Here is a 21,293-nt window from a genome sequence, read left to right on the forward strand (position 1 = left end):
AGGAAGACGGCCATGCCGACCAGCAGCGGGTCGCTGCCGTCCGGCCCGCCGATGAACACCGGCAGCGCATGCGGGGCAGCCGGATGGATGGTCGTCGACACGATCGCCTCTCCGGTGAATGTCTTCCCAATCACCTCAGAGGGTGCCACCGCGATTGCAGCGGGCGCAACAACCCGGGCCGCACTTGCTGTAAGTTACACCGTCGGAACGGCATTGCCCCTGGGCGAGAGCGCCGAAGCGGACTGGGGCCTTCCCATGCCCGCAGGATGCCGTGAACGGGGGGCAATCGTCTGCCCGGGATGCCGGCATTCGACAGCTCAACGCGTCTCGACGTAGTTCGCGAGCGCCGTCGACGAGACGCGCTGGACGATCGCCTTGATGCGCTCCAGGTCGAGCGGCGGGATGTTGCGGATGCTGGTCTGCGTGTTCAGGTCGTTGATGAAACCGGGGGCTCGCTGCCTGAGGGTGGCGAGCGCTTCGCGGGCGGTGCGCATGTCGCCAGTCTCCGCACTGACCAGCATGCGAACGAACAGGACCGACGGGTGCGGTTCGAGGTTCATCCTCTGAAGATGAGCCGCGGCCTTGTCCGGCCGGCCCTCCATCAGCGTCACGAAGGCCGCGTGACCCCGCAGGAGGCCCGCATTCGGCGGGTTCTGCTCCAGGGCCGCTTCGAGCATCCGCGCACCCCGCGACCAATCGCCGATCTGCGCCAGGCGCGTTCCGTACTCGCTCAGGACCTCGCTGTCCGCGGGGTTGATGTCCAGCGCCCGGTCCCCGGCCGCCCGGCCGCCCTGGATGTCGCCCGCAAAGAACCTCGCCAGCATGGCGGCCTGCAGGGCGCGGATGTTGTCGGGCTCGAGAGCGAGGGCTTCTTCCGCAGCCATGGAAGCCTTCCTGACGATCGTCGCGTAAGGCTCGGACGCGTTGAGGCTGAACCTGATCTTGTCCAGCTGGACCATGGCCAGCATGGCCCGTGCCGTTGCTTCACCCGGTGAGCGGCTGACAACCTCTTCGAGGCACGCGAGAACGGCCCGATGGGCGTCGGGGGAGATCGCCGTGCGATACTGGTAGTAGCGCAACTGGCAGTTGGCTGCCTCCGCAGTCGTTGCGGGACTGCGACCGGCTCTCACCGCTTCCATCTGGTACAGCGTACCGTAGGGCTGCGCGAGAATGCGGGCGACGGCAGTGGCCACCTGCTCCCGTGCCTTGCCGACATCCTGGGGTAACGTCAGCGGGATACGGGCCGACCAGACGACCCGTCTCTGGTCGAACGCGACCAGGCGCACTCCCACCGTCGCACGCGTCTCCGCCGTCGTCACGCTGCCTTCCAGGAGGTAGCGGACGTTCAGGCTTTCGGCGAGGACGCCGGTATCGCGAAGCTGATCGACGAGCTGCGACGTCGACCGGCCGAGCACACGGACGTCTCCGAGCTTCGCCAGCTCGTCGATCAGGTATTCGTCCAGCCCATCGGCGATCTTCTGCCCCAACTCATCCGCGTTGCCCGACCGGAACGCCAGGACGGCCAAGGCGGGTGGTTGCTGGTGCGCCCCGTCGGCCCCGCTGCCCCATCCGCCGCGAAGGATTGCGCCAGCGACCAGCGTCGCCGCAAGCCCCGCGAGGGCGAACAAGGTCGGCATTCCCAGTCGGACGGACCTGAACCACCGCGACGAAACGGCGGACGGAACAACCGGCGACGGCTCGGGCTGCGGCTTCGGCGAGGGGGACGCCTCCTCCGGCTCATCGTGCCTTGATGAGATCTGGGGCACGTAGGCGCCCTTCGGCACCCCAATGACCAACGGGTCCGCGCCACCCTCCGTCAGGTAGTAGTGCTCCAGAGCCCGCCGAAGACGGGTCGCTTCGATGCGCACGAGGGGATCTGTCTGGGGATCGAAGGAGGCGGGCCGGTCGAAGACCGAAAGGGCGATCGTGTAGGCCTTCAGCCGGTCCGCTCGGCCGGCGAGGGCCTCTTCGACGATGAAGCGAAGGAACTTCGACAGCCGCTCGGAGCGCCGGAAATCGGCGCCTCCCAGAATTCGATCGAGCTGCTGGCGGATGGCGATCTCGGTCGCCTTGCCGTTAGCCAACGAAGTCAACAGCCCCTCCCGCCGCTGAACTCACGATTGCAAAACTAAGTTCGGAGGCACTCCGCGTAAATAGGGGCTAACGCCTACGATATGATAAATGTCAAACGAAGGATGGGGATTCCGTATAGCTCAGCTCTCGCCTCCATGTTCTTGCGGCGCGTCAATCCATTCGGCCAATTCAGCCGTCAATTCTTGGAGCAACTGCCCGTACTCGGCTTTGTCTCCGTCCTGGACACGGGTCATCAGGAACTCTCGAACGTCGTTGAGATCGCCGCACAGGGCCCGGAAGACGCAGCTCCGCTCGGCAAGACGGACGATCAGCGTGCTCCGCTCGGGAAACAGACTGATCGCCGCGTGGAGCTTCTGGTCGGGCATCCGGCTCTCCGAGGATCGCTTTCCGGCCCGTGAATGGTGCGGCGGATAGCGCCTCCCAAGAAGCAAGTAACCGTTGCGCGGAGCAGCCGCGGCACGCCCGGAGCCATCCGGACATGAACTCCAACATGCTGATATCTTGAGATTTCTTGCGGCCGGTAACTGTAACTTACCCTTTCGCCATCGCGCAAACGGGACCTGCGCCGATAGCCTTCAACCGACCGTGGAACGACGTCGCAAAGGGCGTCGGCGATGGGAGGCGGGCATGGCTGACACCGACAGACTGGATCGGTTCTTTCTTCTGCAGGCCGGACGCGCCGACCGCTGGCGGAACGCCTCGGATGCCGCCCAGGCGTGGGTCGCGGGCACCAGGACGCGGGCGGACGTCGTCGCCGCGCTGACCGAGATCGGGGTGCTGGAGGAGTTCCATGCCTTCCCGGGGCTCGCGGGCATCCAGGCGTTGCGGCAGTGCATGGAGCGCGACGATGCGGCGGCGACCGCGGCACTGGTCCGCCGGATCGCCGACGCGATCCTGATCGGCCGTCACGACGCCACGCTCGAGGCTGGCGATGATGCCAGCGACACCGCCAACTTCCTGCCGAGCGTGGTCCAGCCCCGCGACGGCGACCGGCCGTACTTCGAGACGCTGTTCGTCACCGCGCAGCCGCCGGCCCGCTGGCCTGCGCTGGTGGCGGACATCCGGCGCCTGCGCCGCCGGGAAGACCAGTTCGTCTATGAGTCCGTCTTCGTCGGCTCCTTCGAGGACGCCGTCGCGGCCGTCATGATGAACCCGCTCATCGCGGCGGTGGTCACCGCCGACGACATGCCGTTCCGCTCGCGCCATGACGCGCCCATCCTGCGGTCGGTGCTCGACCCCATCGTTCCGCGGATCGGGGAACTCGCGTCCGGAATCGACCTCGCCCGCGCCGTGAAGGCGCTGCGGCCGGAACTCGACATCTACCTGCTGTCCGACCGGGACGTGGAGGCGCTCGCCGGCGACGCCAAGGCGGACTGCCTGCGGCGGGTCTTCTACTCGGTCGAGGAGCCGCTCGAACTGCATCTGTCGCTGCTGGAAGGGATCGCCGCGCGGTTCGAGACGCCGTTCTTCGACAACCTGAAGCGCTATGCGCAGCGGCCGATCGGCACCTTCCATGCCCTGCCGATCGCGCGCGGCAAGTCCGTGTTCCGCTCGCCTTGGATCCGCGACATGGGCGAATTCTATGGCATCAACCTCTTCCTCGCCGAAAGCAGCGCGACCACGGGCGGCCTCGACAGCCTTCTGGAGCCGACGGGCAACATCAAGAAGGCACAGGAGGCAGCGGCGCGGGCCTTCGGGGCCAAGCACGTCTTCTTCGTCACCAACGGCACGTCCACCAGCAACAAGATGGTCGTGCAGGCGCTGGTGAAGCCCGGCGACGTCGTCGTCGTCGACCGCAACTGCCACAAGTCCCACCATTACGGCATGGTGCTCGGCGGCGGGCAGCCGCTCTACGTCGAGGCCTTCCCGCTGACGCAGTACTCGATGTATGGCGCCGTCCCTCTGCGGACCATCAAGAGGGCGCTGCTCGACCTCAGGCGCGAGGGACGCCTCGACCGGGTGCGAATGCTTGACCTGACGAACTGCACGTTCGACGGCCACATGTACAACACGCGCCGGGTGATGGAGGAATGCCTCGCCATCAAGCCCGACCTCATCTTCCTGTGGGACGAGGCGTGGTCGGGGTTCGCGCACTGGTCGCCCTTCCTGCGACCGCGCACCGCCATGGGCGCGGCGGCGGCGATCGAGGCCTCGCTGCGCGATCCTGCCGCGCTCGATGCCTACGAGCAGCAGCAGCGTGCGCTCGGCGAGAACCCGTCCGACGATGTCCTGCTCGACACGCGGCTGGTCCCGGATCCGCGCGCGGTGCGGCTGCGGGTGTACCAGACCAACTCGACCCACAAGTCGATGTCGGCCATCCGGCAGGGGTCGATGGTCCTCGTCCACGACGTCGACTTCCCCCACGTGGAGAGCCAGTTCCACGAGGCGGTCTTCACCCACGCGTCGACCAGTCCCAACCAGCAGCTCATCGCCAGCCTCGAGGTCGCGCGGCGCCAGATGGAGCTGGAGGGCTACGGGCTGGTGATGAACGCCATCACCATCGCGATCAAGATCCGCGCGGCGATCAACTCTCATCCGCTGATCTCCCGCTACTTCCGCGTGCTGGGCGCGGACGAGATGATCCCCGCGGAGTTCCGGCAGTCGGGCTTCAAGGACTACCTCGCCGACGACGTGTCGTGGGCGACGGTGCTCCAGGCCGTCCGCGAGGACGAGTTCCTGCTCGACCCCACGCGCATGACCCTCGTGTGCGGGACCGCCGGGTTCGACGGCACGCAGTTCAAGGGGCTGCTCGCCAGCCAGTACGACATCCAGCTCAACAAGACGTCGCGCAACTCCGTCCTGCTCCAGTCCAACATCAACAACACCCGCAGCGACGCCGCCCACCTCATACGCGTGCTGGTCGAGATCTGCCGCCAGATCGAGGCAGACCTCGCCTCCGGCGGCGAGAGCGCCCGCGCCGCCTTCAAGGCGCGGGTGAAGAGCCTGATGGAGGACGTGCCGGACCTGCCGAACTTCAGCGCCTTCCATGACGCGTTCCGAAAGGACGCGGGCGAGTTGACGCAGGAGGGCGACATCCGCACCGCCTTCTACGGCGCCTACAGCGAGGACCGCTGCGAGTACGTGAAGCTGAACGGGCGGGAGATTGACGAGCGTCTCGCCAAGGGACCGGCGCTGGTCTCCGCCAACTTCGTCATCCCGTACCCGCCGGGCTTCCCGATCATGGTGCCGGGACAGGTGCTGACCCCCGAGATCATCGACTTCATGCGCAAGCTCGATGTGAAGGAGATCCACGGCTACGAGGCCGCCAAGGGCCTCAAGCTCCTCAGGCCCGACCGCCTCGAGTCCTGACGGCCGACCGACCTCCCCATCCAGACGAAGGACAGCCAGACCATGTCGGCCTTCTTCCAGTTCCTCAGCGCCAATCCCTTCATCCTGCTGTTCATGACGGTGGGCCTCGCCGTGTGGCTGGGTCGGCAGAGCATCGGCGGGTACGGGCTGGGCATGGTCGCCGCTGCCATCATCGTCGGTTGCGGGCTGTCTGTCTGGGGATCGGCCTACGGCGTCACGCTTCAGCTCGATAACTTCACGAAGTCCATGTTCTACTACCTGTTCATGTACGGGGTCGGCTTGCGTGTAGGACCGTCGTTCGTGAACAGCCTCGGCGGTGATGGGCTGAAGTTCACCGGCCTGGCGTTCGTGAGCTGCCTCGTCGGCCTCTTCCTCGTTGTGGCCGGCGCCAAGCTCTTCGCCCTTCCGCCCGGCGCGGCCGGCGGGATGCTCGCCGGATCGCAGACCATGTCGGCGGCCATCGGGTCGGCCGAGGAAGCCGTCAATGCCGGCGTCGTGGCGCTGCCGGCCGGGACGACCGCGGCGGATGTGTCCTCGATGATCGCCTTGTCGTACGGGCTCACCTACATCTGGGGCACCGTCGGGATCATCCTGATCACCAAGTACCTGCCGCGCTGGTGGGGCATCGACGCGAGGGCGGCTGCCCGTTCCTACGAGGCGGAGAACGGCGTCGCCAGCGGCGACAGCAAGACGCTGACCGGGTGGCTGCCCGCCGGCATGCGCGCCTACCGCCTGAAGAACGCCACCTGGAACGGCAAGACGGTCTCCGCGCTGCTGCGGGAGAACCCTGAGTACCGTGTCATGAACGTGGTTCGCGACGGGCAGCGCCTCGGCACAGCCGACGACCTCCAGCTTCGCCTCGGGGACGTCATTGCCTTGGCCGGCCGGCGCGAGACCATGACGGAGAAGATGGGGCTGATCGGCCCCGAGGTGTCCGACCGGCAGGCGCTCGACATCGAGCTCGACCGCGCCGACATCGTCGTCACCAACGCGGAAGCGCTCAAGCTGACGCAGCAGCAGATGCGGGCGCTGCCCGACGTCAACCAGGTGCAGGTCGTCGGCCTCGAACGTTCCGGCGTGCCGATCCCGCTGGGGCGCGACACGAAGCTGCAGCGCATGGACATCGTCACCATCGTCGGCCTGAAGGATGCCGTCACGAAGGTGGGCTCGTTCTTCGGAAAGGTCGTGCGACCGAGCACCGCGACGGACCTGCTGACCCTATCGGTGGGCATGGTCCTCGGGTTCCTGATCGGCGCGATCCAGTTCCCGGCGTTCGGCGCGTCGGTAGGCCTCGGCAACGCAGGCGGCCTCCTCGTGTCCGGCGTCATCGTCTCGTCGCTCGTCTCGCGCGTCCGCTTCTTCGGCAACACGCCGAACGAGGCGCGCAACATCCTCGAGGACCTCGGTCTCGTGGTCTTCGTCGCCATCGTCGGCATCAACGCCGGCAACTCGCTGCTGACGCAGCTCACGGGCGCGCTGGCGGTGAAGATCCTGCTCGTCGGCTTCGTCGCCTGCTCTGTCCCGCCGGTGATCGTGTGGGCGATCGGCTACCACGTGTTCAAGATGAACCCGGCCGTGCTGATGGGCGGCGTCGCGGGTGCGCGCAGCCACTCGGGGCCGTGCCGCGAGGCAGCGGTGGAGATCCAGAGCAACGTGCCCTGGATCGGCTTCCCCGTCGCCTACGCCGTGTCGGGCGTGCTGCTCACCGTGTTCGGCTACTTCGCCATGGTGCTTGCACAGTGACCGGCGTGCAGGGGATGACGATGAAGGGAGACGAGATGGCGCGGCAATTCGACCAACTGTTCGCGGACTTCCTTGAGGCTGCCAGGGCGCGCGCGGCCCTGGGGCTGCCCCTACCCAAGGGTGCTGGGAAGAACGGTGAAACCGGCACCCTCGCGCCCTGGTTCGCCTCGAAGGAAGGCCGCTCCCGGGTGAAGCAGACCATGGCGGCCATGAAGGCGGAGCGGCGTGCGCTCAAGGCCTTGGCGAAGTTCGGGCGCAAGATGATCGACGCGAAGGCGGAAAAGGTGCCCGAACCGGTGCCGAACCAGCCGACGGTGGAACCGCCTTCGCCCCCCTCCTCCAGGACGGCATCCCCGTCGGTCGCGGCGAAGCCGGCCCGGGGCCGCAGCAAGCGGAACCCGGTTGGTCGGGGCCGCGTGAATGCGTCGTCGTCGGCGCGACAGGGACATTCGCGCGGCACGCGATGAGGATGGTGGCGACTGGATCTGCGCGGATCCGGGCAGTTGCGACCGGTTTGTGTTCTGCAGGCGAACCCGTGGACAGACTTGCGAACAGGATGCGTCGGCTTGGGGGCATTGGAGTGGAGCAGATGAAGAGCGTTCTCCGTGTTTGCGGCTTCCTGGCGGGCGTTGCCTTGGTCGTGCCTGCGCAAGCGGCCGACCTCCCGGTGCGCAAGGCAGCCCCGGTCGAGTACGTCCGGGTCTGCAGCCAGTTCGGCGCGGGGTTCTTCTACATTCCGGGCAGCGACACCTGCCTGAAGATCGCCGGTCGTGTGCGGGCGGACTACTTCTTCAATCAGCCCTTTAGCCGCAACGACAACACCACCTCGATGCGGGGGCGCGGCTACCTCACGCTCGACTCCTACACGGGGACGGACTGGGGGCCGGTGCGGGCGACCACCCGGGTCTACGTCACCAAGAACACCGGCAGCAGCGCGAGCACGACGCTGGACTGGGCCTACATCCAGTTCGCGGGCATCACCGCGGGCCGGCTCGAGTACTCGTTCTTCGACTTCTCGCCGATCGGCGACTTCGGCTTCCTGGACGCGACGGTCGTGGGCCGCGGCGCCTACCACCAGTCGATCAACGCGCTCGCCTACACCGCCAGCTTCGGCGGGGGCTGGTCGGCGACGGTCTCGCTGGAGGACCGGACCGAACGGCAGGTCGGCATCGGCACCTACACGCCCTATACCCCCGGCTTCGCGGGCTTCGCGCCGACGACGCTGGACTACGCCGGGCAGAGCCTTCCCGACGTCGTCGCTCGGCTCGAATGGACCCAGGACTGGGGCACGGCGGTGCTGATCGGCGCGCTGCACCAGGTGCGGCCGGGCGGCCCCTATGCGGGCACCTTCAACGGACTTCCGGCGACCGATGGCTTCGTGGTCGACGCCAGGTACGGCTACGCCGTCAACGCCGGCGTCAAGGTGAAGCTGCCGATGCTGGCGGACGGCGACGTCCTCATGGTCTCCGGCGTCTGGGCTTACGGCGCGAGCAACTATTCCGGGTGGACGACCGCAGGAACCGCGGGGTCGCAGTCCCCCCTCATCGCCGACGCCGTCATGGTGCCGGGCACGCTGGAGATGAAGCTGTCGACGAGCTACAGCCTCTCGGCGGGCCTGCTGCACTACTGGACACCGTCGGTCCGGCAGTCGGTCTTCGCGTCCTACGGCGGGATCGACCAGCAGGGCCCGTTCGACGCGCGGGCCGTGACGGTGGGCAGCAACGTCATCTGGTCGCCCGTCAAGGCGCTGAACATCGGCGCCGAGGTCTACTACAGCCGCTACGTGGACGAGCCGCTCTCGGCCTATCCCTACGTCGCCGCCACCAACAGCTTCGACAAGGCCGGCACGTCGCCGGACAACTGGGGCGGACGCATCCGCTTCCAGCGCGACTTCTGATCCGCGGGGGCGCGACGCCGTCGTCACGGCAGGGCACGAGGGAGGGTATGCATGACGGCGGCAGCGACGTTCCTGCAGGACGTCCTCGTGCGGTATCCCGAACTCGCCCTGTTCCTGGTGATCGGCGTCGGCTACTGGATCGGCGGCTTCAAGGTCGCCGGCTTCGGGCTGGGTCCCGTCACCGGGTCCCTGTTCGCCGGTATCCTCGTGGGGCAATTCGCGCATGTCCCGGTCGCGGGAATGACGAAGTCGTTCCTGTTCCTGCTCTTCCTCTTCGGAATCGGCTACTCGGTCGGCCCGCAGTTCATGCAGGCCCTCAAGCGCGACGGCCTGAAGCCGATGCTGCTCGCCATCGTGTGCGCCGTCACGGGCCTCGCAAGCGTCGTCGTCGTCGCCCGTGTCCTCGGACTGGACCCCGGATTCGCGGCCGGGCTCCTGTCGGGTTCCCTGACCGAGAGCCCGGCGATGGGGACGGCGACGGAGGCGATCAACGCTCTCCCGCTTCCGGAGGCGGAACGCGCCCGGCTGGTCGCTCACGTCGCTGTCGCGGACGCCGTCTGCTACATCTTCGGAACCGTCGGGGTCATCATCTTCTGCAGCATCGTGGCGCCCGCGCTGATGCGGATCGATCTGCGCGCCGAAGCGCTCAACCTCGAACGCGAACTGGGCATCAAGCGCAGCAAGCCGGGTGTATCATCGGGGTGGCGCAAGTTCGAGCTGCGAGCCTATCGGGTCCGCGAGGACATGCCGATCGCCGGCGTGACGGTCGGCGAGGCGGAGGCCCGCGGAAGCAAACACAGGCTCTTCGTCCATCGGATCCGCCGCGGCGCGGACGTGATCGAAGCAGGCCGGGACGAGCGCATCCTTCCCGGTGACGTCGTTGCGGTTTCGGGTCCGCGCGGCATCATCGTGGAGACGATCGATCCCCGCGCTGAGGAGGTCGAGGACCGCGACCTTCTGGACGTTCCGGTCGCGATGACGGACGTCCTCGTGATCAATCCCGAACTCGCCGGAAAGAGCCTTGCCGCGGTCGGCCAGGAGGCCTGGACACGGGGTCTGTACGTGCGCGCCATCCTGCGCGGCGGCGAGGAGGTTCCGCTCGCTCCCGGCATCGCGGCGCAGCGCGGCGACGTCGTGCGGCTCGTCGGACCCGAGAGCCTCATCGGGGTCGCCGCCAAGCGGATCGGCGTGATCGTCGCTCCCACGACGACGACCGACTTCGTCGTGCTCGGGCTGGCCATCTTCCTCGGGGGGCTGGTGGGCGTCCTCGTGACGTTCCCGATCGGCGACATGCGGATCTCGCTGAGCACGAGCGTCGGCACCCTGCTGGCTGGCTTGCTTGTCGGCCATCTGCGCACGCGGTTCCCCCTCTTCGGGCGCATCCCGGACGGCGCGGTGAGCCTCATGACGTCCCTCGGTCTGGCCGCGTTCGTCGGGATGACGGGGCTCCATGCCGGTCCCGTCTTCCTGTCGTCGATCGCCGAAGCCGGCGTGGGCCTCCTGTTCGGCGGAATGGTCGTGACCCTCAGCCCCCTCATCGTGGGGCTGGCCTTCGGCCGTCTCGTGCTGCGGATGAACCCGGTCCTGGTGCTGGGGGCGCTCGCCGGCGCCCAGACCATGACGGCGGCCATGGCGGCGGTGCAGGAACGCTCCGGCAGCCCTGTGGCGGTCCTGGGATACACGCCGGCCGTTCCCATCGGCCACATCCTGCTGACGACCTGGGGATCGGTCATCGTCGGCCTGGTGGCGGGCTAGCGGATGGCCTCTGGCCGGACCGTGCCGTCCTGCATGCCCCGAGGCGAGGCCGACCCATGACGGGGCAGTTCCTCTTCGAGTTTGGAACGCTGTTCGCCATCATCAATCCCTATGGCCTTGCGTTCGTGTTCCTGAACAGGACCCTGGACCTCAACGACGACGACCGCCTCGTCATTGCCCGCTCCGTCGCCGTCTACGCGTTCTGCGTCCTCGTCGTGTCCTTCCTGGCGGGGACGGTCATCCTCGGGTTCTTCGGGGTCTCCGTGGCCGCCCTGCGGATCGCCGGAGGCCTTGTCGTCATCTCGGCGGGATGGACGATGCTGCACGAGGAGCGGCCCAGCGGAGCCAGCGAAGAGCGCTCGACCAAGGGAATGGCGGCGATCCGCCAGGAGACCTTCTTTCCGCTGACGGTGCCGATCACGACCGGCCCAGGCACCATCGCCACGGCCATCACGCTCGCCGCCAGCCACGATACTGCGGACGGCCTCCTCATCAGCCACGGCGTCTCGGTCGCGGTCGCCGCCGTGATCGCCCTCACCATCGTCCACGCCTACGGGCGCGTCTCCAGGATGGCGCGCTTCGTGGGTCGGGAAGGCACGATGGTGATCATGAGGCTGTCGGCCTTCCTGCTTCTCTGCGTGGGCGTCCAGATCATCCTCACCGGTGTCGGCGAAGTGCTGCCGGGGCTTCTCCAGAAGCCTTGAGCCGCGCGCCGCCACTCGGGACGGTTCACGGGCCGAGGGCCTTCGCCATAGCCTCGTCGCCCTCTTGGGCCACGGCGAGGCATGCGCGGCCTGAAAGCCGCGGAGAGCTCCGTCCGAGCCGGACTTAGGGGAACCCTTCAACCAGAATCGCCCGGTCCAGCGGCACGCCACTGCGCAGCCTTTCGGTCCCCACGATCAACGGCGGAATCGGACGCGCGGGGTCCGCGGCGATCCAGACCTCCCCGTCCAACGTCGCAGGGCCCACTCTCCGTGCGTTGGGACCAGCTACGGACGGACGGCGCGTGTCGAACCAAACGCGGAACCCGGAAATCACGGATCCGAGATGGTTGAAAGACGATGGACGAAGCTAGGGGGATGGTGCCCAGGGGCGGAATCGAACCACCGACACTGCGATTTTCAGTCGCATGCTCTACCAACTGAGCTACCTGGGCGTGCCCGGTTCCGCGGGCGGGCCGCGGCGGACGGGGGGCTTATAGAGGGTCGCGCGGGGGCTGTCCAGCCTCACCCTGAGCCTCTTCGCAACAGCCTGCTCCGACCCTTCCCGCGCCGGCACACTCCCGTGGCCCAATCGCCTCGACCAGCCGGTGTCCTTCCCTCGCCTGCCGGCCGGCGGCCCTCCGCGCGGGATCGATTCACGACGACGGCCGGCGATTCCCGACGGACGGTCGCCGGACGGACAGGGCCGCGCCGCCACGACACGTCGCGCTCGCTAATGGGATCGTCCTGCCGCAAGGGCCGGCGTGTCGGCAGCCATCGATTCGGACGGGGGAGCCGGCGGCACGCGACGGTCGACTTGCCGCCTGCGGCCGCGGGTGCGACGGTGGTCGGGCGGCACGGTGGAGGCGGGGGCGTCGATGGCGTGGCTGAAGCGGCTCGGCCAGCGGTTGCTGGTGGCGATGCTCGGCGTCGCCACGGTCTGGCTCATCGCCGTCCTGTTCTTCGACGTGGCCGACCGGCGGCTGCCGCTTATCCTGGCTCTGGCCGTGTCCTACGGGGTCGCGGCGTACCTCATCCTGCCGCGGGTGGTGCGGATCTCCGCGCGCATCCTGCACCGCGGCAAGGTCCCCTCCTATACCCTGACGGGCGACGGCCTGCCCGGCGACCCGGTCAACGTGGCGCTGCTGGGATCGCTCGGCGACCTGAAGCGGGCCTTCGCCGCCATGGGCTGGACGCAGGCCGACCCGCTCGGCATCGGGTCGTCGTGGCGGATGGCCGAGGCCTTCGTGTTCAACCGGCCCTACCCCGCCGCGCCGTTCAGCACGCTCTACCTGTTCGACCGCGGGCAGGACATCGGCTTCCAGCTGCCGGTCGGCGGCAGCCCCAGAAAGCGCCACCACGTGAGGTTCTGGGGAATACCCTCCGCGCGGGTGGAGGAGACGCTCGACACGACGGCCTTCTGGCTCGGCTCGGAGCCGCCGGCGGCGGACGAGCACGCGGTTTGGGTCGGCGCCGTGACGCGCGACACGGGCTTCTCACTCACCCGGTTCAGCTTCCAGATCACCCACGCCACCGATGCCGACACCAATGCCGAGCGGGACTACCTGATGGCCGAACTCGCGAAGTCCGGCGTGATCGGGCCCGCGCGGTCCTACGTGCCCGGCGAGCGGCTGACGATCGGGAAGGTCAATCGCTACATCAGCGACGGCACCATCGCCGTGGCCGACCTTCGGCCCCCTCCCCCGCCTCCGGGCGCCTGACACCCCGCCGGCAGCGCCGGAAGCTTGGCACCCGCGGCCGGCACAACCCATACTGCCGCGAGGGAATCAGGCGGGGGAGCGCGGCCGTGAAGATCCTCTACGTGTCCGGCGGTTCCTACCCCGACTACCAGTGCGACATGCTCTTCCACGGGCTGCGCGGCCTGCTGGGCCCCGACGTGGTCGACGTGCAGCGCGTCGGGTTCATGTACGCCGCGACCTACGCGAACGACCCGGAGGCGAAGGGCCGCCTCTACGGGCGCGGCTTCACCCTGTTCGGCCTGCTGGGTCCCGACGACGACGTCGACCGCGACGACATCGCCGCCAAGATCCGGGCGCATCACTTCGACCTCGTCGTCTATGGCAGCGTGTTCCGCTGCCGCGACCACCTGCCGGAGGTGCTGCGCCACTACGACCCGCGCGACATCGTCTTCGTCGACGGCGAGGACTTCGCCGAGGCGCTGTACTGGCCGCTCGTCGGCCGTGGCCTCTACTTCAAGCGGGAGATGCTGGTCGCCCACGGCCGGCAGGTCGAGCCGATCTTCTTCTCCATCCCGAAGGAGAAGATCTGCGAGAGCGCTGAGAAGACCCGGGTCATGGCCTACATCGACCCGCGCGACCGCGGCACCTACATCTACGACACGGAGGAGGCCTACTACGCCGACTACCGGACGTCGCTGTTCGGCGTGACGATGAAGAAGGCCGGCTGGGACTGCTTGCGACACTACGAGATCATGGCCAACCGGTGCGTGCCCTTCTTCCTCAACCTCGACGCCTGCCCGCTGGGGACGATGGCGCGCTTCCCGCGCTACGAGATCCACGAGCTCAACGCGGCGCTGCAGAACGGCGGCGAGGACTACTTCCGGACCGTGGAAGGCTTCGATCTCTGGAACGAGCACGCCGAGTCGATGGTCGCCTACCTCAAGGCCCACCTGACCACCGAGGCGCTGGCGCGCTACGTGCTCGACACCTGGACGCGCCTGCGCGCCTGACCGTCCTCAGCTGGCGAGCAGCAGCGGCATCCGCGTGCCGGTGATGACCTTGCCGGTCGCACCGCCGAGGCCGAGGAAGCTCAGGAAGCCCTGGTCGCCGTAGGCCCCCATGACGGTCAGGCCCACGCCGAGGCTGTGGGCGTAGTTGACGATGGCGCGGCCGCGCCCGCGGGACGTCACGAGGCCGGGATCGAGGCCGTGGGTCGACGAGCGGATGCCATGGCGCGCCAGGTAGGACGCCACCGGCTCGGTCGACGGGCGCTCCCGCTCCGAGCCCACCGACACCACGGTCACCGTGCGGGCGAGCGAGAGCATCGGCATCGCCGCGGAGAGGGCCCGGGCGGCCTGCGGGCTGTCGTTCCAGACCACCAGCGCGTGTTCGAGCCAGTTGTCCGGGCTCGCGGGCGGCACCACGAGCACCGGGCGGCCCGAGGTAAAGATGAGACCTTTCACGTAGGCCGGGGCCTCGCGCAGCGGGTCGCTGCCCGGCCGGCCGACGATGGAAATGTCGCTGACGCGGGCGGTGGCGACATAGATGTCCGTCTCGTCGCCGTCCGCCTCGGTGTAGGACGCCTGCCCGGCGACCATCGGGGCCGTTCCCCAGGCCCGTGCCGCGGCGGACGACCGCGCGCCGACCTGGACCTGCATGACGCCGCCGGCGTCCACGGGAACATCGCCCCGGGCGAGCGCCGGAAGATCCATCGACGACGGATCGCGGACGTGAACCGCCCGGACGAAGCCTCGCGTGGCGTCGCGGAGCTGGAACGCCGTCTGGACCACGCGGGCCGAAAGCGGGCCGCCGTCGACGGCCGCCAGGATGACATGCTGCATGTGCCCCACCCCCCTGCATTGGCTCGCCGGGGGCCCCGTCCCGGCTCAGCTACTATGGGATGCGGAAACGACAATCTGCAATCTCGGCGCGCAGCCAGACGCAGCGGCCGCAAGCTTCGCTCCTTGGAAGCGACTGGATGACGTCAGCGCGGAACCGTCACGGGCGGGGCGGGAGGCGGAAGGCCCTGCTCGAAACCCTGCAGCGTCCATTCGTAGACGTGGGCGGCGGTGCGGATGTCCCCCAGCCGCGCGGAGGCGAGGTCGAGGATGTCGGTGATGACCAGCGTCCACATACCGGTCAGCAGGATCGAGAGCAGGCGAAGCGGCGTGCCGCGGATGCCGAGCTGGTAGCCGAGCGCCGCCATGCTGATGATGGCCATGCCGATCAGGAGCCAGAACAGGGGTAACGGCAGGCGCTTCTCGAAGGCGAAGCGTTCACCGGTGCTCGCGTCGAACGTGTCGTTGAGCGCGGCGATGAGCAGGGCGGTGACGGGATCGGGCTTTTCCCGCGCCAGGGCGCTGGCGTGGCTCCAGAGCCGCGTCTGGAGCTGTCCGGTGCGGTCGGAGAGGACGTCGAGCGTCGGCCGATGCGCAGGAGCCTGCACGAACTCGGTCCGCAGCTTCGTGTATTCGACGAGCAGGACGGCGATCTCCTTCGCATGGGGAGAGTCGATGGTGCCGGCCCTCAGCCATGCCGTGCCGATGGCGTTCGCCTCCTTCAGGGTCCCCGACTGGCGCTCGTCGTAGCGGCTCGTCGCGAAGGACAGCGTCAGGGCGAGGACGAAGGCCAGGAGGCCCAGCATCGATCCCACGAGGACCCCGACCCCTTCCGGTTCGGCCTTCGTCCGGGACCGGTGGTCCTGGCCGATCCGGTAGCCGATCTCCCGGGCTGCGATCTGGACAAGAAAGAGCATCAGGGCGAAGGCCGGGAAGCTCCACGCCGCGAGCTCGAGGATCCAGTTGATGGGTGACATCGGCACCGCCCCGCCCGCTCCGGGGGGAATCGCCCCGGCGGGATGCCACGACTGTCGCATGGCTGCAGGTACCGGCAAGGCCCCCGCTTCGCAGGCCGTCAGGCCCCCGCGGCGCGGCGCTCCGGCGCGGCAGGCACGGGATCGGTGACGGCCCAGGGCCCTTCCGCTTCGTGGACGAACCGGGCGATCGCGCTTTCCAGGGGCGGCAGGAGGCGCCCGCGCACGGTGTCGAGGGCCGTCTGCCGCGCCGGGCCTGCCCGGGTCCGCAGACCGGCCGCATCGATCCCCGCCAGGCGCGCCGCTTCCCGCACGACGTCTTCCCAGCTGGCGCGGCCCCCATTGGCGAGGTGCCAGAGCCCGGAGGCCCCGTCGATCAGCAGGTTGAGGCTTTCATGGACGAGATCGGGCACATAGGTCGGCGAGACGATCGCCGGCGGAAGCTCCACCGGCTGGCCGGCCGCCAGGTCGCGCAGGGCCATCCCGAGAAGGTTGTAGCGATCCCACGGACCGAAGAAGGCGCTCGTCCGGATCACCAGCGCATCGGGGTGGGCCGCGGCGACGAGGCGCTCGGCGTCCGCCTTGCTGCGGCCGTAGACCGTGGCCGGCGAGACGGCGTCGTCCTCCGTGTAGGGCGTGTCCCGGGTGCCGTCGAAGACGAGATCGGAGGAGAAGGTGAGGAGCGGCAGGCCCTCCCGCGCGCAGGCCTCGGCGACGATCGCGGCGCCATCCGTGTTGGCGCGGCGGCAGGCGGCTTCCTCGTCGGCGGTCGCGTCGGCGCGAACGTAGCCGGTGGCGTTGACGACGGCCCACGGGCGGACGCGCCGCAGGACAAGGTCGACGCTTGCACGGTCGGCGACGTCGACGTCGGGCCGGCCGACCAGGGCGTGGTCCAGTCCCCGCGCGTTGCAAATCCGAGAGAAGGCCTGGCCGAGCGTGCCGCCAGCCCCGACGACGAGGATTTCGCGAGGGGAGCCGACCAGACGGCAGGTGCTGGGCCCCCGGTGCACGTTCCGGTAGAAGCGCTCCTGACGCTTCCACCAACCCGCGCGGTCCAGCACGGGGTGATCGAAGGTCGCCCCGGTGGCGAGGGAGCGGGTCGCGTGCGCCAGCACCGTGGGCCTCGGCGCCGCTCCGCGCACGTCGAACGGTCCCGGTTCATAGAACCCGTCGCGACGCGTGAGCAGGGAGTTCCAGTCCAGCGTGCCGAACAGGGCCCAGACGGTCACCGCCCGGACGTCGGCCCCCTCCGCGGCCACCGTCCGGGCGGCGTTCCAGACCTCCATCAGCCAGCGCAACTGGTCGTCGCGGCTGCAGCCATGGTGCACCTCGGTGACCGCGACGGGCAGCCGGTAGCGCTGCCACGCCTCGCGCAGGCGCGCCGCCGGGCCGAGGTCCGCGTGCGGGATCGGCATCCGCACGGCCTCCGCGTCGGCGTAGGAGTGCCGGCCATTGCCGCCCCTAAGCGCCTCGGGGTAGCGGTGCGCGGCCTCGTCGAGATAGCGCTCGCTCGTGAGGTAGTGGTTGATGCCGAGGACGTCCGGCCGCCCTTCCCCCTCCAGCAGCAGGTCGAGGTCGGCTTCTTCGACGCCATGCCTGACGAGGATGGGCCACCACGGGTGGTCGCGGTCGACCTGTCCGCACAGCAGGTCGAAGGACAGCCACCGGCGCTGGTTCTCGTGGTTCGCCTGGTAGGCGAGCAGCGGGGTCGAGAACGTCTTGCCGAGGTCGTCGGTCTGCACGAGCCGGGCCTCCGGGCGCACGCGCCGGATCTCGCGCATCGCCAGGACCGTGGCCTTGCACTGGTGGACGAGCGCCCGCAGGAACGCCCGGTAGCTCCGCTCGTGCGGATACCAGTGGCCGTAGAGCCCGGAAAAGCGGGCCGTGGTGAGAGGCTCGTTGACCGGCGTATAGGCCTCCACGTGCGGGTATCGTTCCGCCACCCGGCGGGCGTGGGCGGCGAGGAGGTACGGCCATGCGGGATCGAGAAGGTCGGTGCCGGCGGGACCCGAGCCGTGGTGGCACAGGCCGGCGATGACGCCGATCCCGAGGTCGCGCAGCCGCGCCAGCCGCTCGTCGCACCACGTGAAGTCGGCCTCGCGCGGATCGCCGGGCGAGACCGTCTCCCAGAGGACGGGGTAGCGGACCGTGCGGATGCCCAGGGCGGCGATCCGGTGGAGATCATCGAGGCGAACCGCGTGGCCGGTGTCCTCGAGCTGGTTGCGGTAAGCGCCGCCGATGCGCGCGACGGTGCACTCGACGCCGCCCCAGACCTCGATCATGCCGGACTCCGGTGCTCGACCGGACCCGACGTCCGGCGCCCGACAACGGATGCGGAGGCCCCGGTGTTCCATGCGCAGGCCCGCAAGCGTGGGCCGCGGGCGCATGCCGGGGACGCCGCCTGAAGGGAAGCTCAGTTTCCGGCGAGGATCGCCCGGAGCCGGCGTAGCAGCTGGCCGTGATCGTAGGGCTTCGGCACCAGCGACTCGTCGCACAGGTCCGTCGCCACCGCGGCGGCGCGGGCGAGGCCGGACGTCAGCAGGACCCTGATCTGCGGCTTGTTGCGCCGGACCCATCGGGCGAGGCCGAAGCCATCCATGTCGCCCGGCATCTGGACGTCCGTGAAGAGGATGTCGATCGGGATTTCGCTGTCGAGGATGCGAATCGCTTCGCCGGCGTGGGCCGCCTCGAAGACCTGGAACCCGCATTCCCTCAGGAAATCCGCGACGGTCAGCCGGATGAGGACCTCATCCTCGACGACGAGGATGCTTCCGTCGGTCCGGCTCTCGGAGGGCATGGGCCCCAACGACGTCTGTGCCATGCCGCGTCAATGCGGAACCGGAATGCGGGTTCCGGCTTCCCGGCTCGCGGAACGATTATTTTGGTGTTTCAATCGTTAAAGATCGTCTTGATCGCCCCGGCGCGGCGTGCTTCCGCCGATTCCATCGCCGGCAGTTGCATGATGACGACACCTTTCACGAAAACGTGCTCAATTGCCTTGGGCCTCTTTCACGGGAGGTTGACAAACATTCACCACGCTCTGGCTGCGTGAATGATTCTGAGCTAGTCTGACGTTGGCCTTCGTTTCGGCCCAACGTGCGTAAAGAAGTAACCTGGTGGGGGTTGCGCAAACAGGGAGAGCGCGGCCATGCAGACCATTCGGGACCCGGGCCTCGATGACATCCTGTCCGAGCCCATGATCGTGCGCCTCATGGCCAGCGATCGCATCCGTGCGGAGGACGCACGGGCCCTCTACGCGGAAGTATCTGTCAGGATCCGCGAACGCGCCAAAAGCGACACCCCTGCCGACCATCCGGCGGTGCGTCGCGAGAAGGGCATCGTCTACGCCTGACGGCAGAGTTCGCGGCCCCAGCCTGACCGGTTGCGTCGGGGTCGCGCCGTCACCTCGTCCTGCGTGACACTTTCGGGCCGCCTCGCGCGTTGACGCCAACGCGTGAGGGGCCGCCATCCATGACCTTGTCCCAGGGCCTGGCCTTCGCCGTTCTGGGCGGCGTGATGCTGCTCTTCCTGTGGGGGCGGCTGCGCTATGACATCGTCGCCGCCCTCGGCCTCGCCGCGGGCGTCGCGACGGGCGTCGTGCCCGCCAAGGATGCGTTCTCGGGCTTCAGCGACGATATCGTCATCATCGTCGGCAGCGCACTCGTCGTCAGCGCCGCCATCGCCAGGACGGGAGCGCTGGAGGCGGCGTTCCAGGCCGTGTCGCCGTGGCTTCGCAGCCAGCGGCTGCAGGTCTTCGCGCTCGTTGCCTGCGTCACCGCGCTCTCCGGGTTCGTGAAGAATATCGGCGCCCTCGCGATGCTCATGCCGCTCGCGCTGCAGATGGCCCGCAAGGGCGGCTACCCGCCCTCCGTTTCGCTGATGCCGATGGCATTCGGCGCGTTGCTGGGCGGCCTCGTCACGCTGGTCGGCACGTCGCCCAACATCATCGTCTCCCGCCTGCGGGGCGAGATGTCCGGCGAGCCGTTCGGCATGTTCGACTTCGCGCCGGTCGGCGCGCTCCTCTCCGTGATTGGCGTTGCGTTCCTGACGATAGGCTACCGACTCCTGCCCAGGCGAGAGGGCGGGGCAGCCGGTCTGGAGGCCGCGCTCGACATCCAGGACTACACGACGGAGGCGCTGGTCACGGCCGACAGCGCCGTGCTCGGCGAAACCATGGCGGAGGCCAAGCGCCTTGCCGGATCCGACGTCACCGTCACCGCCCTCATCCGCGCCAGCGACCGGCGCACGAGCCCCCTCCCCGACACCGTCCTGCGCGACAACGACGCCCTCGTGCTGGTGGGCGATCCCGCCGCTCTGGAGAGGGCCGTGACGAAGCTGGGCCTGCGCCTCACCCGCGAGGACAAGGTCCCCGACACCGGAGAGACCGAGGAGATCGGGGTGGTGGAGGCCATCGTCGGCCCGGACGCCCCGCTGGCCGGGCAGTCCGCCCAGCGGGCCGCGCTGTTCCGCCACCATGGTGTCAACCTCATCGCGGTGAGCCGCAGCGGGGAACGGTTCACCGAACGCCTGCGCGACATCGTGCTGCGCCCGGGCGACGTGCTGGCGCTGCAGGGCGGGCTCGACGCCATGCCCGAGACGCTGCGGGCATTGCGGCTCATGCCGCTCGCGCCCCGCCCCCTGCGCCTGGGAAGCGTGCGGCGCGGCGTCGTCGCCCTCACGATCCTGGCGACCGCGATGCTGGCCACCGCCGTCGGCGTGGTGCCGGTCACCATCGCCTTCGCCGGGGCGGCGCTGGGGTTGGTGCTCTCCGGCGCCCTTCCCGTTCGCGAGGCCTATGACGGCATCGAGTGGCCGATCCTCGTCATGCTGGCGGCGCTGATCCCGGTGTCGGACGCCATCCGGACGACCGGCGGGACCGACCTCGTGGCGGGCCTGCTGGCACAGACGGCGGCAACCCTGCCTCCGTGGGGGGCGCTGGCACTGGTCATGGTCGCGGCCATGGCGGTGACGCCATTCCTCAACAACGCCGCCACCGTGCTGGTGATGGCGCCGATCGCGGCCCGCTTCGCGCAGGACCTCGGGTTGCGGCCGGACGGGTTCCTCATGGCGGTCGCCGTGGGCGCGGCGTGCGACTTCCTCACGCCCATCGGGCACCAGTGCAACACGCTGGTCATGGGGCCGGGCGGATACCGGTTTGGCGACTACTGGCGTCTCGGCCTTCCCCTGAGCGTGATCGTCGTGGGCGTCGGCGTCCCCGCGATCCTGCTGGTCTGGCCCCTGCGCTGACGTCTGGCCGAGCGCCGAGGAGTTGCATTACGATC

General features: G+C 68.9%; 16 protein-coding genes and 1 tRNA gene. 10 read left to right on the forward strand and 7 right to left on the reverse strand.

Annotated features, from left to right (window positions below):
• Window positions 1–317: 317 nt before the first annotated feature.
• A complete protein-coding gene (locus ACX9GQ_RS16205; protein ID WP_459630604.1) occupies window positions 318–2,084 on the reverse strand; it encodes a hypothetical protein in 1,767 nt (588 codons plus the stop codon).
• Between the two features lie 129 nt (window positions 2,085–2,213).
• Entirely contained in the window at window positions 2,214–2,459 is a 246-nt protein-coding gene (locus ACX9GQ_RS16210; RefSeq protein WP_459630605.1) for a hypothetical protein, read from the reverse strand.
• Between the two features lie 262 nt (window positions 2,460–2,721).
• Between ACX9GQ_RS16210 and ACX9GQ_RS16215 the strand changes: the two genes are divergently transcribed.
• The 6 genes from ACX9GQ_RS16215 to ACX9GQ_RS16240 all read left to right on the forward strand — a co-directional run bounded on the left by ACX9GQ_RS16215 (window position 2,722) and on the right by ACX9GQ_RS16240 (window position 11,502).
• The gene (locus tag ACX9GQ_RS16215) at window positions 2,722–5,403 is read left to right on the forward strand and encodes a decarboxylase (protein WP_459630606.1); all 2,682 of its coding nucleotides are present in this window, start codon (window positions 2,722–2,724) and stop codon (window positions 5,401–5,403) included.
• A 42-nt stretch (window positions 5,404–5,445) separates the two neighbouring features.
• Complete coding sequence (locus tag ACX9GQ_RS16220) at window positions 5,446–7,146, forward strand: aspartate:alanine exchanger family transporter (RefSeq protein ID WP_459630607.1); 1,701 nt, start codon at window positions 5,446–5,448, stop codon at window positions 7,144–7,146.
• The gene (locus tag ACX9GQ_RS16225) at window positions 7,143–7,613 is read left to right on the forward strand and encodes a hypothetical protein (protein WP_459630608.1); all 471 of its coding nucleotides are present in this window, start codon (window positions 7,143–7,145) and stop codon (window positions 7,611–7,613) included. Before ACX9GQ_RS16220 ends, ACX9GQ_RS16225 begins: the two co-directional genes overlap by 4 nt.
• A gap of 122 nt (window positions 7,614–7,735) precedes the next feature.
• Window positions 7,736–9,043 (forward strand): porin, encoded by a 1,308-nt coding sequence (locus ACX9GQ_RS16230; RefSeq protein WP_459630609.1) that lies wholly within the window; start codon window positions 7,736–7,738, stop codon window positions 9,041–9,043.
• Between the two features lie 51 nt (window positions 9,044–9,094).
• Complete coding sequence (aspT, locus tag ACX9GQ_RS16235; RefSeq protein WP_459630610.1) at window positions 9,095–10,798, forward strand: aspartate-alanine antiporter; 1,704 nt, start codon at window positions 9,095–9,097, stop codon at window positions 10,796–10,798.
• A 56-nt stretch (window positions 10,799–10,854) separates the two neighbouring features.
• The gene (locus ACX9GQ_RS16240) at window positions 10,855–11,502 is read left to right on the forward strand and encodes a MarC family protein (RefSeq protein ID WP_459630611.1); all 648 of its coding nucleotides are present in this window, start codon (window positions 10,855–10,857) and stop codon (window positions 11,500–11,502) included.
• Between the two features lie 376 nt (window positions 11,503–11,878).
• Here ACX9GQ_RS16240 and ACX9GQ_RS16245 read toward each other — a convergent pair.
• Window positions 11,879–11,954: transfer RNA gene (locus ACX9GQ_RS16245), tRNA-Phe, on the reverse strand.
• A gap of 309 nt (window positions 11,955–12,263) precedes the next feature.
• Here ACX9GQ_RS16245 and ACX9GQ_RS16250 point away from each other — a divergent pair.
• Window positions 12,264–13,220 carry an LssY C-terminal domain-containing protein gene (locus ACX9GQ_RS16250; protein ID WP_459630612.1) on the forward strand — a complete coding sequence of 319 codons (957 nt, stop codon included), beginning with the start codon at window positions 12,264–12,266 and terminating at the stop codon, window positions 13,218–13,220.
• Window positions 13,221–13,306: 86 nt separating this feature from the next.
• Complete coding sequence (locus ACX9GQ_RS16255) at window positions 13,307–14,209, forward strand: hypothetical protein (protein ID WP_459630613.1); 903 nt, start codon at window positions 13,307–13,309, stop codon at window positions 14,207–14,209.
• Window positions 14,210–14,215: 6 nt separating this feature from the next.
• Here the strand turns inward: ACX9GQ_RS16255 and ACX9GQ_RS16260 are convergent, their stop codons facing one another.
• The 4 genes from ACX9GQ_RS16260 to ACX9GQ_RS16275 all read right to left on the reverse strand — a co-directional run bounded on the left by ACX9GQ_RS16260 (window position 14,216) and on the right by ACX9GQ_RS16275 (window position 18,808).
• Window positions 14,216–15,040, reverse strand: coding sequence for a universal stress protein (locus ACX9GQ_RS16260; RefSeq protein WP_459630614.1), 825 nt, complete (start codon window positions 15,038–15,040; stop codon window positions 14,216–14,218).
• Window positions 15,041–15,183: 143 nt separating this feature from the next.
• Window positions 15,184–16,014 carry a bestrophin-like domain gene (locus ACX9GQ_RS16265; RefSeq protein ID WP_459630803.1) on the reverse strand — a complete coding sequence of 277 codons (831 nt, stop codon included), beginning with the start codon at window positions 16,012–16,014 and terminating at the stop codon, window positions 15,184–15,186.
• 98 nt (window positions 16,015–16,112) lie between these two features.
• Window positions 16,113–18,293, reverse strand: coding sequence for a family 1 glycosylhydrolase (locus tag ACX9GQ_RS16270; protein WP_459630615.1), 2,181 nt, complete (start codon window positions 18,291–18,293; stop codon window positions 16,113–16,115).
• A 131-nt stretch (window positions 18,294–18,424) separates the two neighbouring features.
• Entirely contained in the window at window positions 18,425–18,808 is a 384-nt protein-coding gene (locus tag ACX9GQ_RS16275; RefSeq protein WP_459630616.1) for a response regulator, read from the reverse strand.
• A gap of 351 nt (window positions 18,809–19,159) precedes the next feature.
• Here ACX9GQ_RS16275 and ACX9GQ_RS16280 point away from each other — a divergent pair, with 351 nt between their 5' ends.
• Both ACX9GQ_RS16280 and ACX9GQ_RS16285 read left to right on the forward strand, forming a co-directional pair.
• Complete coding sequence (locus tag ACX9GQ_RS16280) at window positions 19,160–19,363, forward strand: hypothetical protein (protein WP_459630617.1); 204 nt, start codon at window positions 19,160–19,162, stop codon at window positions 19,361–19,363.
• 119 nt (window positions 19,364–19,482) lie between these two features.
• Window positions 19,483–21,258 (forward strand): SLC13 family permease, encoded by a 1,776-nt coding sequence (locus ACX9GQ_RS16285; RefSeq protein WP_459630618.1) that lies wholly within the window; start codon window positions 19,483–19,485, stop codon window positions 21,256–21,258.
• The last annotated feature ends 35 nt before the right edge of the window (window positions 21,259–21,293 follow it).

It is taken from the genome of Alsobacter sp. R-9, assembly GCF_054612375.1.